This window comes from Pedobacter yonginensis, assembly GCF_003173595.1.
Classification (GTDB): Bacteria; Bacteroidota; Bacteroidia; order Sphingobacteriales; family Sphingobacteriaceae; genus Pedobacter; species Pedobacter yonginense.
Genome location: NZ_QGNZ01000001.1, coordinates 370,071 through 384,825, shown reverse-complemented (window position 1 = coordinate 384,825; position 14,755 = coordinate 370,071). Strand labels below are relative to the sequence as shown.

General features: G+C 40.3%; 11 protein-coding genes. 4 read left to right on the top strand and 7 right to left on the bottom strand.

Annotated features, from left to right (window positions below):
• Positions 1-13: 13 nt before the first annotated feature.
• Positions 14-619, bottom strand: a complete 606-nt coding sequence (locus DHW03_RS01810; protein ID WP_109924041.1) for an HD domain-containing protein — start codon at positions 617-619, stop codon at positions 14-16.
• 176 nt (positions 620-795) lie between these two features.
• Here DHW03_RS01810 and map point away from each other — a divergent pair, with 176 nt between their 5' ends.
• From map to DHW03_RS01795, 3 genes are all read left to right on the top strand, one after another.
• Positions 796-1,593 (top strand): type I methionyl aminopeptidase, encoded by a 798-nt coding sequence (gene map, locus DHW03_RS01805; protein ID WP_109924040.1) that lies wholly within the window; start codon positions 796-798, stop codon positions 1,591-1,593.
• Positions 1,594-1,916: 323 nt separating this feature from the next.
• Positions 1,917-2,756, top strand: a complete 840-nt coding sequence (locus DHW03_RS01800) for a hypothetical protein (protein ID WP_109924039.1) — start codon at positions 1,917-1,919, stop codon at positions 2,754-2,756.
• A 15-nt stretch (positions 2,757-2,771) separates the two neighbouring features.
• Positions 2,772-5,210, top strand: coding sequence for a bifunctional YncE family protein/alkaline phosphatase family protein (locus DHW03_RS01795; protein WP_109924038.1), 2,439 nt, complete (start codon positions 2,772-2,774; stop codon positions 5,208-5,210).
• Between the two features lie 94 nt (positions 5,211-5,304).
• Here the strand turns inward: DHW03_RS01795 and DHW03_RS01790 are convergent, their stop codons facing one another.
• From DHW03_RS01790 to DHW03_RS01780, 3 genes are all read right to left on the bottom strand, one after another.
• Positions 5,305-6,906 carry a GxGYxYP domain-containing protein gene (locus DHW03_RS01790; protein ID WP_109924037.1) on the bottom strand — a complete coding sequence of 534 codons (1,602 nt, stop codon included), beginning with the start codon at positions 6,904-6,906 and terminating at the stop codon, positions 5,305-5,307.
• 244 nt (positions 6,907-7,150) lie between these two features.
• Complete coding sequence (locus DHW03_RS01785; RefSeq protein ID WP_109924036.1) at positions 7,151-7,972, bottom strand: alpha/beta fold hydrolase; 822 nt, start codon at positions 7,970-7,972, stop codon at positions 7,151-7,153.
• A 402-nt stretch (positions 7,973-8,374) separates the two neighbouring features.
• Positions 8,375-9,022, bottom strand: a complete 648-nt coding sequence (locus DHW03_RS01780; protein ID WP_109924035.1) for a DUF1349 domain-containing protein — start codon at positions 9,020-9,022, stop codon at positions 8,375-8,377.
• A gap of 109 nt (positions 9,023-9,131) precedes the next feature.
• Here DHW03_RS01780 and DHW03_RS01775 point away from each other — a divergent pair, with 109 nt between their 5' ends.
• Complete coding sequence (locus DHW03_RS01775) at positions 9,132-9,893, top strand: response regulator transcription factor (protein ID WP_109924034.1); 762 nt, start codon at positions 9,132-9,134, stop codon at positions 9,891-9,893.
• 330 nt (positions 9,894-10,223) lie between these two features.
• Here DHW03_RS01775 and DHW03_RS01770 read toward each other — a convergent pair whose 3' ends face one another.
• Genes DHW03_RS01770 through DHW03_RS01760 form a run of 3 tightly spaced genes read right to left on the bottom strand, consistent with a single transcriptional unit; the run spans position 10,224 to position 14,703 of the window.
• Positions 10,224-11,612 carry a Gfo/Idh/MocA family protein gene (locus DHW03_RS01770; RefSeq protein WP_109924033.1) on the bottom strand — a complete coding sequence of 463 codons (1,389 nt, stop codon included), beginning with the start codon at positions 11,610-11,612 and terminating at the stop codon, positions 10,224-10,226.
• Positions 11,613-11,637: 25 nt separating this feature from the next.
• Positions 11,638-13,878 carry an alpha-N-acetylglucosaminidase gene (locus DHW03_RS01765; protein WP_109924032.1) on the bottom strand — a complete coding sequence of 747 codons (2,241 nt, stop codon included), beginning with the start codon at positions 13,876-13,878 and terminating at the stop codon, positions 11,638-11,640.
• Between the two features lie 9 nt (positions 13,879-13,887).
• Positions 13,888-14,703, bottom strand: coding sequence for an endonuclease/exonuclease/phosphatase family protein (locus tag DHW03_RS01760; RefSeq protein WP_205940953.1), 816 nt, complete (start codon positions 14,701-14,703; stop codon positions 13,888-13,890).
• Between the last annotated feature and the right edge of the window lie 52 nt (positions 14,704-14,755).

Genomic DNA, 14,755 nt, shown 5'->3' with positions numbered 1-14,755 from the left:
TAAATAGAGGGCACTAAACCTTGCGGGTTCTTTTTAGCAATATAGCAATGTTGTCGGCTTTTTTTTCTTGAAGAATCGTTTTACCATAATTGGTAAAATATTCATGTTGCTGAAGCATATTTAAGTTGAGCTGATCCCATGCGGCTTGGCTGTAATCCAAACCCAGATTCAATTTCCATTCTTTCTTCAAGCGGTGAGCATATTCTTGATAATTTTGTAGGGAAAAGTGATAGAAATCTGCATCGCAAATTACCCTTTCGAGTAAGGTATTTGGATACTGGGGATAACTGGTAGCCAAAATGCAGCTTTTAACCACCTTGGTAGCTTCAGGAGCTAATCCTTGTTTAATCAAAAACGCTGTCGCCATGTTTGCGCTCATTTCCTCATGGCCCAAATATTTTTCGGTATACCCAACATCATGTAAAAATGCAGCTAGAATAACCAATACTTTTTCCTGATTTGAAAGCCCCACGGCTTCAGCAATAATCTGTACGCCCTCTACAACGAGTAAAGTGTGTTCCAGATTGTGAAAAAACATATTCTCAGAAAGTCTATTCTTAAATACATCTGCAACAAAATGTTCTACCTGATTTAATAAAGCCCCAACTGATTGATCCATTTAGATTGATTTAATCCGATACAATGATAAAGTTCAATTCTGGAGAGAATCTGTAGAAGCTATTTCCAGATGAAAATTTAAGTCACCCCCCTATCTGGAGAAATATTTAAACATTAAAGGCATGGGAATCATCAATAAAAAAAGCCATTTAAAAACTTATTAGTAATTTTGCGGCCATGATTTTGTACAAAACTGATGAACAAGTAGAACTGATGCGAATCAGCGCACTTTTAGTAAGCGAAACCCTTTCAGAAATCGCTAAAATTTTACGCCCAGGCTTACAAACTATAGAAATAGATAAACTTGCCAATCAATTTATATTGGATCATGGTGCGGTGCCATCTTTCTACAACTATCATGGTTTCCCGCATCACATCATTACTTCAGTTAACGATGTGGTGGTACATGGTTTTCCAAGTAAAGAAACTTTAAAAGATGGTGATATTATCTCCGTTGATGTGGGGGTAATTAAAAATGAATATCACGGCGACCATGCTTATACGTTCGTTATAGGTGATGCCAGCGAAGAAATTTTAGACTTAGTTCGCACCACAAAGGAATCGCTTTTTGTCGGAATTAAAGAAGCCATTGTTGGCAAACGCTTAGGAGACATCGGCTTCGCCATTCAAAATCATAACGAAAAGAAAGGTTACGGCGTGGTTAGAGATTTTGTTGGACATGGATTGGGTAAGAGCATGCACGAAGATCCACAAGTACCCAATTATGGTAAAAGAGGAAGTGGTTTACTGCTTAAGGAAAATTTGGTAGTGGCAATAGAACCGATGATTAATCTTGGTAAAAAGGATGTGTTTATCGAGAAAGACGGTTGGACTGTAAGAACGAAAGATGGCAAGCCTTCGGTACATTTTGAACATGATGTATGCATTAAAAAGGGTGAAGCACTTATCTTATCTGACTACACACCAATAGAACTGGCAGAAAAAAACAACCCAAATCTAAAGTTTAGCGCTTAGCGTGGTGATTTAGATTTGCCTTATAAATATTGATTTTTAACCTTCCAGCCTGTATCATATTCAATTTTTGTTTAAGGTAGCCAAATAATATTCTGCAACAGAAATCAACAATGATTTTCAAAAGTCAAATTATGCTTGCAAAATATTGCATCGCTACTTTTATGCCCTTTTGTTTCTTTTGTGGTTCAAATAAAATTTTGTTTGCTATCATTATTGTGGTTTATGATACGGCCTCTTTCTGTAATATTTGTGTGCGAAACACTTTGTTAATATTAAATTAATGCGCCAAAGCTATTTTTGGATAAGCGTAAATTTAAACCAACATGAAAAAAATAGTACTTTTTGTAAGCCTTATTTCGGGGGCCTTAACCTTAAAGGCCCAAGACAAGACGGCATTCGCATCATCAAGTTTTTCTACAGCCATAACCGAACAGCCTTTTTTATTTTCTGTTAACACGCTTACATCCGCCAACCAGCGATGGAATATCCATTACTCTGGAAGCTATGCAGAAAGGGCCTCTGGTCAATTCGGTTACAATGGCCTTGGCCAACAGCTTGGTGTGAAAGGGTATTTAGGAAGTAGGTTTACTCTTTATGCCACAGCAGCACTGGGTTTTGCAAATGGTGGCGGTGTAAATTCTGCCCAACAGGCCGAGGTAATTAGAGATTTAATTGGAGGAAAACAAGCTTTTGGATTTAGGTTAGGCGCAGGCCTCGGGCTTAGCCGAGATTGGTCGAGCACTGCATCAGCAATCAGTAGGATAACAGCTTCTTACGATCAGCAAAAGTGGCGCTTGCTGGGTAATCTGCGTTTCGAAAAGGCTTTCGATAAGACACGCGACAAACTAGATTTTATTTCCGCAATAGGTTTTCAGCACCGCATTGCAGATGGTTTGTTTTTAGGATTTGAAGCACTTGGACAAGATTTGGAAGGCTTTTGGGAAGAAGATGAAGCCGAGGGTGGCGCGAAAGTTATGATTGGCCCATCCATCAATTTGTCGCCAAATCAGTCCAAACTATCCTTTACCTTAGCAGGGGGGCCTGTATTTTATGCTACAAGAAGCTCAGTAATTCCATCAGAAGCCATTCGCGAAATCGGAAATGTTGCATCTGGCAATGGCTATACCATAAGAGCTTTGGTAAACTTTAATCTCCACAAATAAACCGCATCATTTAAAATGAAAAAATATACAGCCTTAACTATCTTTCTCCTTGCTTGTAACATCGTTTACGCACAGTGGCCAGGAAAAATTGAAAGCACCAAACAAATCTTGTTGCCAAATGGCTGGAAGTTAAGCCCATCAGGTCGTTCAATTGCTTTGGGCGATTTACCCTTAAACATGCAGGCCAGCTCCTCAGGAAAGTTCATCGCCGTAACCAATAACGGTCAAAGTACACAATCGCTCCAATTGGTAGATGCAAAAACAGAAAAAATTCTAGATGAAAAGAAATTAAGCAAATCGTGGTACGGCCTCGCCTTCAGCAAAGATGAAAAACACATTTATGTATCGGGCGGTAATGACAATACCATCTTAAATTTCAGCATCCGCGACCATAAACTTGCAGAAAGCGACACCATAAAATTGGGCGATGCTTGGCCAAAAAACAAAATCAGCCCAGCAGGTATTTCCGTAAATAAGGCCAATACCCTTCTGTTTACCGTAACCAAAGAAGACAGTTCGCTATACATTATAGATCCATCCCTAAAAAAAATCAAGAAAAAAATTCAATTGCCAGCAGTGGCCTACAGCTGCGTGTTGTCTCCTGATGAAAGTAAGTTGTATGTTTCCTTGTGGGGAGGCCGTGCAGTAGTAGTGGTTGATACGCAGGAAGAAAAAATGACCAATTCCATTCCAGTTGGCGATCATCCTAATGAGCTGTTGCTGAATAAAAAAGGAAGTTATCTTTTTGTAGCCAATGCCAATGACAACTCAGTTTCGGTGATAAACACGGCAAGCAATAAGGTTATCGAAACGATAGCCACAACCTTATACGCAACCCAACTTACAGGTTCAACAACAAATGGTTTGGCATTAAGCAGCAATGAAAAAACGTTGTACATCGCTAATGCAGATAATAATTGCTTAGCCGTTTTTGATGTTAGCAAGCCAGGAACAAGCCAGAGTCAGGGTTTTATTCCCGTTGGCTGGTACCCAACAAGTGTGAAGGTAATTGGTTCCAAAATTTTGGTTACGAATGGCAAGGGAAATACCTCTATGGCAAACCCAGAAGGACCACAGCCCATTTCTAAATCAGATAACAGTGGCTATCAAATGGGCAGTACGGCCAATAATAAACTTCAATATATTGCTGGTTTATTTAAAGGTTCATTGTCTTTTATTGATGCCCCCAAGCCCGAAGAATTGAAAAGCTATACCAAACAGGTATATGCCAACACTCCATTTACAGATGCCAAAACAATTACCGCTGAAGGGGAAACTGGCAATCCAATTCCACGTAAGCAGGGCGAAAAATCGCCCATTAAACATGTTTTCTACATCATAAAGGAGAACCGTACATACGATCAGGTTTTAGGCGATATGCCGAAAGGCAATGGGGATTCCTCACTCACGCTTTTTGGAAAAAGAATTACACCCAATCAACACGCTTTCGCAGAAAACTATGTGCTTTTAGATAATTTTTATGTTGATGCAGAAGTGAGTGCCGATGGGCATAATTGGAGTATGGCAGCCTATGCAACTGATGTGGTAGAAAAAACTTGGCCAACCAGTTATGGAGCACGTGGAGGATCTACTACATTTGAAGGTGGCCGACCTTTAACCTATCCTAAAGATGGTTTTATTTGGGATTATTGTAAACGTACGGGTGTTAGCTATCGCAGTTACGGCGAGTTTGGCGATTATGGTAAAGCCAATATAAAATCGCTTGAAGGACACATGTGTCCAAACTCACCCGGTTTTGATATGGACATTACCGATCAGGTACGTGCCGATGCATGGATTCATGATTTTGATTCGCTTTTGGTAGCCAATGCTGTTCCACAATTTAATACATTAAGAATCTCCAATGATCATACCAGCGGACAGAAAAAAGGCAAAGTTTCTCCTCAATCTGCGGTGGCCGACAATGATTTAGCCGTTGGCAGAATATTAGAACACCTTTCTCACAGTCCAGTTTGGAAAGAATCTGTTGTGTTTATTTTGGAAGATGATGCGCAAAACGGTCCCGATCATGTTGATGCACACCGCTCCCCTGCTTTTGTAATCGGGCCTTACGTAAAACGAAACACAGCAGTACACACCATGTATTCCACATCAGGCTTCCTAAGAACGATGGAACTCATTTTAGGCTTACCACCTATGAGTCAATACGATGCGGCAGCTATACCCCTATTTGAGTGTTTTACAAGCAAACCAGATTTCACCCCATACGTTGCCGTAAAACCTCTAATCAATTTAGATAATAGAAATGTAGCTGTAAATGAAAGCAGTAAGAGATCAGAGCTTTTCAACTTTGCTAAAGAAGATTCGGCACCAGATTTAGACCTGAACGAAGTGATCTGGAAATCTGTTAAAGGAGAAAATGCAATTATGCCTGCTCCAAAAAGAAGCGCATTTGTAATATTGGAAAAGAAAAAGAAAGATGATGATGATTAATTGCAGCATCGCCTTAATGGTTTGACACGACATAGGGAGAGAATGGTTGAAGCTTCACGGTCGAGCAAATAGGCAATCTAGGTGCTCAAAATAACTATCTAGGATCGATTTTTAATCCCTTTGCCTCACGAATGAGCTGAAAAAGATGATCTGGCCGAACCACAATGTAATCGCCATTGAGGGAATCGGCTACATTTTTAAAGCTTGTGGGCGAAACGTTCGTCCACGGTTGGGCCTGTATAATTATAAATCGAGGAGATGTTTTATCCCATCCAGCAGAAGCGGAAGCGATATGATTTTTCATGGCAGTAACATTTGTACAGTAATTGCAGCTTAGTGCCATCCCAGGCAGGCTATTGTTATAAACAGTTAGGCCACCACCAGTATTTTGCGCGGTTAGTCCAAGTAAAGATGTTGCCTCACTCGCGTAAATCTTACCGACGTTTGCATTAATGCCCCCAACAATGGTATTCCAAACTGTAATTACCCTTAAACCAGCTCTTTTGTTATAATCTTCCGTTTTCGAAACAAAATTTTTAAGTAATTTTTCATCTACCCAAGTGTTGGGGTAGGTATAACCATAACCCGATGGGCCAGAAATTAAATTATCATTTATGGTTGATGTTTTCCAATAATAATTTAGTGCGCCGGGCATAGCATCGAGCATTGCAGGAGAAATGGTCCAGCCAATCGGCACATCACCTCGGTCTGGATTGTTCCAAAGTTTCCGCATCAAATGTTCTGTAAATTGCAGATTGTCTCCATCGCTCAATATAAAAGCAACATAAATTTTGTTGGTAAGCTCGGGCTTCGGAGGTATTGGTTTTACATCAACCTTTCTTGGTGTTCCACTATGTACCGTTAGGTTCGAACACCAATCACTTGCAATGGTAGCGATACCATATTTTGAGGCACGCTCTACGCCAGGCGCTTCTTGTGGCCACCAGCCCATAAAACTTGAACCAGGCGACATAGAAGATAAAAATTTGTTTAGCAGCTCACTTTCGCCTTCCACTTTCGGATCCAGCCAAATTACGGCGACACCAAGTGCCGAAGCATATTCTCTTAAAGCGGCTTTATGTGCATTTGGGTTCAAGCCGATGATTAAGCGATGATCTAGATTTGGCCAATAGTCATCATAAAGGGATTGATACACATCAAGCTTGCTTCTGTATTTGCCCTGCAAATCAAGTAAAACTGGAAGATTATAAGGTGCGGATGTAAGCTTGGATAATAGTAAAGGAGAAACAATCAAAGCACCTTTAGTTTTTGCTAGCATGGTGGCTAAATTAATGGTATGCACTTGAGCGGGATCATAAACAATTAAACCCGAAATCTCCTTTCGATATTTCAGAATTAACGCCCATTTATCCTTAGGCTCGGTCCAATTCAATCCTAAAGATTGCAACCAGGTATAGGGTCCTTCAGCAAATGCATCACCCTCATAAGAGAAAATTCTTGGTTTCGTTCGATTTACGATTCCCTTTAATGAGGCAAACAAATACATCTCTGCAGCGGTGTAAGGCGAATTTTGGCGAAGTATAATCAAATCTTGTACCTGTGCTGGACTTGGAAAGGATGGCAACAACTGCGCTTTCGGCCATTTAACCTGAGCCGCAGATGGATATGAAAGCAAAACCCAGAAACACAAAGTACCTACCAGATTAACAATCAGAAGTTTACACACGTTAATCATTTCTCTATTTTAAAAGGATGATAGTAAAAAGTTTAGAAAAACAATTATAGTAAAACCTTTTAGTTAAAATGGAAACGTTACGATTAAATTGTTTAGACAGGATTTGGTTCTGAAAAAAGACAATCGAAAAAAACCGCCTGGGAATTACCCAAAAGCGGTTTTCTATAATCAACTCGATTAAAAAAGCAATCGCAATTTCATTGAGGATTGAACCTGTAAAACCTCAACGATTTAGGATTAGGCTTTATGACTCAATAAATTCTAAAATGTCTTTATTAATCGTTGCAGCTTCGGTAGTTGGCATGCCATGAGGGAAACCTGGATAAGTAATTAGTTTTCCATTCTTCAATAATTTGGCCGATTTTACCCCTGCATTTTGATATGGAACGATTTGGTCGTCTTCGCCGTGAAGAACCAAGACAGGTATTTCAACAGCTTTCAAATCTTCGTTGAAATCAGTTTCAGAAAAAGCTTTTATACCGTCATAGTGTGCTACAATTCCACCCATCATACCTTGTCTCCACCAATTTCTTTGTACGCCTTCCTTAACGTCTGCCCCTTCCCTATTGTATCCATAAAATGGGATTGTCAAATCAATATAGAACTGCTGCCTATTGTTTAGTGTTTGTTCTCTGATTCCATCAAATACCGACATGGGTACACCATCTGGATTTTGGTCGCTTTGAACCATTATTGGTGGAACGGCACTTATTAAAACCGCTTTTTTTGCTCTGCCCTTGGCATATTTGTTCACGTAGCGAATCACTTCACCCCCGCCTGTAGAATGCCCAATGTGAACAACATCTTTCAAATCTAAAAATTCGACCAATTCAGCGGCATCGGCTGCATAGGTTTCAATGTTGTGCCCGTAAATGTTTTGACTTGAGCGTCCGTGACCTCTTCTATCGTGCGTAACGACACGATAACCTTTTTGTAAGAAGAAGATAACTTGCGCATCCCAATCGTCTGATGATAAAGGCCAGCCGTGGTGAAACATTAAGGTTGGTCCCTCGCCCTGATCTTTGTAAAAAATCTCGGTTCCGTCTTTTAGTTTTAGCGTACTCATGGTTTTTAGTTTTTGTGTTTGTGATGATTTAGTTTTTAGGCGTATTCTGAAATACTCTGTATCAAATATAATATGATCAAATTAAATCAATCTTAACCTATGTTAAAATCTTCGGTATCAAATTCTAAATGAGTTCATCCGCTAATGAGAACGTTAAAGCCGATTTTGAACAAAGCGATTCGCCAACATTACGCACCAGACGTTTGATAAAACTATCTTAAATTAGTTGCTAAGGGCTTAGAATTAACCGAAATTGGTACCTACCAAGAGTTCTAAGGGCAATGTAGAACAAATCTGTTTTGCAAACGTGTGTCTTTCTGCTCATTATTATGCACGAGTTTTTTTGCCTAACAAAAAAAATTGAATAATCTGGTGTAATTTGTATTATATCAATTGATTAAGCTATTGATGCTCTTTTAGCCATTCCAATCTTCGTTGATCGGGAAGGTGCTTCACAGAAAAGTGTTCGAACTTTGCTTCGAAGCCATCACCATCTGGGCATGCGGCCATAAGTCCTACCTGTACAGGAGCATTATCCTTTAATGGTGCGTTCCGTACCATCAAATAAGTTTTATCATCCAGCGAATAAAAAATTTCTAAAGCATCTAGCCTTCTAACAACTTTGATCCAGATAAAAGCAGGAACTTCTTTTAGTGTTGTCACGCTCCAATCGCTTTTGGTATGTGTAACCACAGTACTTACATTAAATTTACCATCTACAAACTCTACTCCCGTTTTAATGTAGTTTTCGTGGTCAGTGCGTATCATGAGGCCCATTTGATCAAAACGGGCTTTGTATGCCCCAGTAAGCTTAACCTTTGCCTCAAACTCTCCACCATAATTACTGTAGTAAAATGGTGCGTCATCAACGGTGAAACCGTAGTGTGAAATTCTCCAGTAGTCACTCTTTGGTGTTACCTGCATAACTAAACTGTTATTTTTAATGGCCCATTGTTCCGGTTCATTAAACCATGTCATTTTCTCAAGGCTCTGCGCTTTCAGCTGATTGATACTGAAAATAAAAACTAACGTATAAAGTATTTTTCTCATTGTTATAAAATTAAGCTAAATGGATAATTAGCCATCCATCGTTTGTATATTTGTAAAGCTAGTGATCATTTATAGCATGTTCAATGGCTAAAAATAGCCATTCCTTTCTATGGATAACATCCGCAAAATACTCGACATAAAACTTCTAGCCCAATCATTTGACATCGCCTCAACAGCGGTTTATCCACTAGCCAATGCTCAGAAGATTGCCCAGTTGTATGCAAATCTGGAGAACGGGATAAGTGTTTTAAGCGATTTGAAAACAAAAAAAAGTTATCTTTATTATGGTTCCATGGCGGAAAGATTAGGCTTGGAGTGCAAACAGCAAGAGATAAACTCCATTTGGGAAGACGAATTACTTAACCTTATCCATCGTGAAGATCGCCTAAAAAAGTATAATCTAGAACTTCGCTTTTTTAAACATCTTAAATCAATCGGTTTAACCCAACGGACTGACTACCAAATGATCAGCAAGCTTAGGATCCGTACAATCGAAGGAAAAGACATGCTGTTGAAACACCGCTTGTTATACCTTAGTAGCTCAGCAGATGGCAACATACGATTAGCATTGTGCTTGTACAACATTGTGTACGAACATCTGGGCTTTGATGCGCCAGAGGGCATAATCATCAATACACGAACAGGAGATATCGTTGAGGATGGTGATGATCAAACACAAAGAAAGCTGTCCTCACGCGAAAAGGAAATTATTTTGTTGATCAAGCAGGGAAAGAGAACCAAGGAGATTGCCAACAAGTTGTTACTGAGTATCCACACCATAAACAGGCACCGTCAGAACATCTTCAAAAAGCTAGAAGTTAATAATGCCATAGAAGCTTGCCGAATCGCAGAAGTAGCTGGACTGATTTAGTTAAAAAGATATTGTGTAATGAGAACTGTCAAATCCATTACACACTAAGAAATTTGAAGGGTGGATTAATGATACTGGTTTTTTGCTTAGCCTGAAAAAAGAAAAATATATTATCTGAAAACTAACTTAAAGATAAGAGCTGTTGCAGTAAAGTAAACAATCACTTAAGCCTCTATAAGTGATAAAAGCATCGCCAAAAATTCAGAATTTAAATAAATCGGTCATGCAGATTGCTTTCAGTTTTATGTTGGGATTCTTATTCATCAAGTTTGCAAATGAAACGACAAATGCATCATTGTGGGTGAAGAATCCCAACTAACATCTAAAGAATTATACCTTTACATTCATAACCTTGCCAGTTTTGCGACTTTTTTCGGCCATAAAACCCATCAGGTGGCTTTCTATAGATTCATCAATTGTGGAGGTGAGTAAGGTGGCATCTTGTTTTGCTACTGCTTGAACAAAATCGCGCACAAGCATCCAATCTCCCCCGCCGTGGCCACTGTTTTTATAGCCTTCAACGTCTTCAGCTTTGGGGATGAACTTGGTTTCCTTTCTAGATTTGAAGTCGTGTAGCACAAGTTCGGTCATATCTCCCACCATATCGCCCATGGACCCCATAATTCTGGTTCTGCGGTCATGGTATGAGGTGAAAGCTTCCATAGAAAAATTGGCAGTTACCTGATCGCTAAACTGTATGCTGGTGATGTAATGATCTGGTTGATCGTTATCCATGCGATACACACACCTTCCATAATTGCTGGTTTTGAGTTTTTCTATAATGGCTTCTTTTTTATTTGCAACATCATCTGGAATATCCAGTACAGCAATGCGGCTGCCCCGTTCTGCATATTCTTTTATCGCCGAATACGGGCAGCTCCGTTCAACTTTACATCCAGATGTGCATCTATCGGTACTTCCTTCAGGTGCATTTGCAGATTTAAACCACTTTAAATCGCCCATGGCAACAATTTTTTCGGCCTTTTTGTTGATTACCCATTTCATAATATCCAAATCATGGCAGGATTTGGCTAATATTATTGGCGTGGTTTGCTTAGAGTTGTGCCAGTTTCCGCGAACATAGGAATGTGCCATGTGCGTATGCTCGATAGGTTCAAAGTGTTGGATGCTGATTACCTCTCCAATGGCTCCTTTCTCGATGAGCTCTTTCATTTTAACAAAATATGGCGCATAGCGCAATACATGGCACACCGCTACAATTCTGCCTGTTTTTTTTGCCAGCGCTAAAATATCTCTGCATTCCTTTTCTGTTGGGGCAATGGGTTTCTCTAAAAGTATATCGTAGCCTTTAGCCAAAGCAGCCATACATGGAGCATAATGCAAGTTATCGGGCATGGAAATGATAATGGCGTCGGCCATCTTGGGTTTGCTGAGTACGTCTTCCCAGGTATTGAAACGATTTGCGTCAATAATTTTGTGTTTTTTGGCGTATTTATCATTTCTAAATGGAATGGGTTCCGCTACCCCTACAATCTTCATCAATTCTGGGAAGGTTGCTGCGAAGTTTCCATATACCGTGCCGCGGTTTCCTGCACCGAGCGTAATGGCGGTAATGGGTTTATGAATTGGCGTGTGCTTAGGGTTTGCAGGGATATCGAACACATAGGCATCATCACCAATTTTGGCAAATATGTCGGTGTTAATTACCCCTGCGCCAATGGTTAGGCTAATGGTTTTTAAAAGGTTTCTGCGGTTCATGGTTGAGTTGGTTAGTTGATTGTACCTATTTTACTGATTTAATGTTTGGCATGTTGCGCTCAAACTGCGAATAATACTTTTTATATACCTGCTGTGATTGTGATACTGGATCTCCAGTTGGGCGATCGGAATAGCTTTCATGCTGGTTTACCCATTTCCATTCCCACTTCTTCATCGTTTCATCAAAAAGCTTTTCATCAAACTTTACTTTCTTAGTCATGCAATCTTCTACGGTTTTAAAAAAGCTTTCCCACCTTGGTTTATAGAAACCGCTTAATAAACCCGACCATTGCTTACAAGCATATTCCCGCAAAGTACTGTTTTCATCTCCCCAAAGGGTAATTAAGTTTCGGGCATTGCGCTCGTAAAGATTTTTTTCTTCTTGATTTGTGCCCCATGCTTTTGCCGTATTAAGCCACTGCCCAAGCAAAAAATCTTTTCTTGTTTTTAGGAGGGCATCCATATCATCAATAAGTTGGATAAATTCTGCACTGTACTTTTTAAATGCAATCAGATTGTTGTCTTGGTAGGCTTTTGCTGTTTCTTGTTGCAAGTAACTGGCATAATTGGCCAATACCTGCCTGCTTACATCAACAAGGTCGTATTGAAAACCCTCCGCAGTGCCGAGTTCTGGTGCAGCTTGAATGAGTAATTTCCACGCCTGTGCTAAATCCTGATGATCATAAGGGAACCGTGTGGTTACGCCACGTGTAGAGCGTGCAAAGGTTGGCCGAGCACAAACGATCGATTCGGGCCCACCATTGGTGAGGGTATCACTATAAACCGATTTCCTGAGGTAATCCCAAGCTTGCTCGGCTTGGGGATTTGGCTTTCCATATCTTCGTTGGGCATAACCTTTCAACCAGCTATCAAGCTGAATGGGTTGTTCTTCCCAAACATTTTCCATCATCAGTTCATACATTACTGGGTTTTGCTCTATACCTTCGGGTGTAAGTCCAATGCCAACCATTTTACCTGATTGTGCATCTGAACGCACCCTTGCTGGTCCTTCTGCCACGGTTTTCATAATACCCTGCATAGAGATGTTGCCACCAAAATTACTCAGCATGTTCCAAATCCATGGTTTTCCATAATATGCATCTGTTTTTTTCCATAAGGGGTGCCTTTCCGACCATAAATCCAAAATAATCATTTTATCGTTGGGTACGGCATTTAGCAAAGCTTTCATTTGAGGTTCTTTCCAAAAACTTGCGGAGAAATGGAATAACCAACCTTGCATAATCCATACCGCCTTTGGGTCTGCAGAAGCCATAGAAGCATAAACTTTTTTGGAGATATTGGCTAGGAAAACGGAATCATTTGAGGGTGGTTTATTTTCGTTAAATGTATCTGCCGAATACAGGTGATCGGTTCCGTAAACCTTTTTTTGCTCATTGATAAACAGGCTTCCAATTTTGGTAAACATGGGATCATCTGGATTTAAGAGATATACGTCTGGAAACTTACCGTTCCAGCTGGTTTTATTTAGCTTAGCATTGGGAAATCGTGTTCTAAAAGCTGGCGGCACATGACCCGTAAAAGCAGGCAAAATCGGTTTCATGCCTAATTCCCTTTCTCTTGTAAGAATCTGCTTCTGAAGCTGCTCATGGCTCAGCATCCAACTCTGTGGCAGCGGACCACCCCACCCATCCAGATTGCCCATCCAAAACCAACTGAAGTAGGCCGGGCCACTGAAAAAACCCTCTAAATCCTTAGCGGTAAAACCCAAACTTTTATAAACCCTTGCATGGATAATGTTTTGACCGGTTAAGGCGAGTGGTGTATTGATGCCATTCATGGCCATCCAATCGATTTCCCATTGCCAGCGTTTCCAATCCCACCAGCTTATGGAATAATTGAATGTACAATAATTGAGGTAGTATCTGAAATTATGTGGACTCACTTTGCGAATGCTTCCAGCTGGTTTCGGTAAGGGTAGTGAGAGTTTCTTATTCGAACCATTCCAGCTAATTTGACAATGTGCGATATGTTTTAAATAGTAGTTGAATGCACTTGCAACCGATACGCCATTGTTTCCCTTCAGCACAATTTTATCGCCTTGCGCAGAAATTTCAAAGATATCCTTGCCTGCCTCTGCTGGGATTTCTTCTACTTCAAAATGGTTGTAGAATTCAGGGAGCATCCTTTTGATTAGTCCCTTTGCCGCAACTTTATTTAAACCTGCCTGGGCCGAGTCGATAGATGTGGCCTTGCTAAATAAAGGCAAACAGAAAAGGAGAATAGAAATAGCTCTTATCACGCGCATAATATGGTTCTATTTAGGATTATATTGCAATACAGATAGTATTGGAAGGTGATCGGATGCATAGCGTTCTGGAACTGCTTGATGGGAAAGTACCTTGAAGGCCTTGGCAGGCTTATATCCAATATGATCGATGGTTTTGTTTGGATTAATTACCGGAATGGTAAAATCGCAAGTTTGACAAGTACGGGTAAAACTTGCATCAAAAATTTTGATTGATTCTGCATCGGGAGTTGCATTCAAATCTCCTCCTAACACCACCGGAAGCACGTCATCTTTAAGCAGTTGGTTAATTTCCTTTGCCTGCAAAATGCGATTCTCAGTTGTTTTCTGTGCATCGAGGTGCGTAGAAGCGAAACGGATAAATGTATTTTTAGCAATCTCGATCTTGGCCGTAGCAAGCACCCGTTGCTCCGCTTTTGGATCGCTATTTTTAGGCAGCATGTATGTTTTGCCTTCCGACATTGGGAAGCGGGAAAGGATTGCCACGCCATAATCGCCTCCATCATGCGCGATGGCCTTTGCAAAATAAAAATTCATTTTAAGTTTCTGCGCCAAAAGCACCGCCTCGTTTATGCCGCCAGATCTTTTGGTATTTACATCTACCTCTTGAAGGGCAACCAAATCTGGGGACTGCTGTTTTATCGCTGCAGCAATAGCCTCAAGATCAATCACTCCTTCTTTTGATGGAGGATTGCCATGATGGATGTTATAAGCCATCACCCGTAAGGTATTCTGGGTGGCATTGTTAGTGGACGGAATGGTTTTTGGTGAGCAACTAAAGATGATTAGTGCAGGAAACCATAAAATTAGGTGTAGTTTTTTCATATAAGTGTTTTAAAAATCAGTGTTTCCTACAAGCAGGAAACACTGAAATACA

Excerpts from the sequence above, each read along its gene's own strand:
- DHW03_RS01810 (WP_109924041.1), bottom strand. The coding sequence starts at position 619 with ATGGATCAATCAGTTGGGGCTTTATTAAATCAGGTAGAACATTTTGTT.
- map (WP_109924040.1), top strand. The coding sequence starts at position 796 with ATGATTTTGTACAAAACTGATGAACAAGTAGAACTGATGCGAATCAGC.
- DHW03_RS01800 (WP_109924039.1), top strand. The coding sequence starts at position 1,917 with ATGAAAAAAATAGTACTTTTTGTAAGCCTTATTTCGGGGGCCTTAACC.
- DHW03_RS01795 (WP_109924038.1), top strand. The coding sequence starts at position 2,772 with ATGAAAAAATATACAGCCTTAACTATCTTTCTCCTTGCTTGTAACATC.
- DHW03_RS01790 (WP_109924037.1), bottom strand. The coding sequence starts at position 6,906 with ATGATTAACGTGTGTAAACTTCTGATTGTTAATCTGGTAGGTACTTTG.
- DHW03_RS01785 (WP_109924036.1), bottom strand. The coding sequence starts at position 7,972 with ATGAGTACGCTAAAACTAAAAGACGGAACCGAGATTTTTTACAAAGAT.
- DHW03_RS01780 (WP_109924035.1), bottom strand. The coding sequence starts at position 9,022 with ATGAGAAAAATACTTTATACGTTAGTTTTTATTTTCAGTATCAATCAG.
- DHW03_RS01775 (WP_109924034.1), top strand. The coding sequence starts at position 9,132 with ATGGATAACATCCGCAAAATACTCGACATAAAACTTCTAGCCCAATCA.
- DHW03_RS01770 (WP_109924033.1), bottom strand. The coding sequence starts at position 11,612 with ATGAACCGCAGAAACCTTTTAAAAACCATTAGCCTAACCATTGGCGCA.
- DHW03_RS01765 (WP_109924032.1), bottom strand. The coding sequence starts at position 13,878 with ATGCGCGTGATAAGAGCTATTTCTATTCTCCTTTTCTGTTTGCCTTTA.
- DHW03_RS01760 (WP_205940953.1), bottom strand. The coding sequence starts at position 14,703 with ATGAAAAAACTACACCTAATTTTATGGTTTCCTGCACTAATCATCTTT.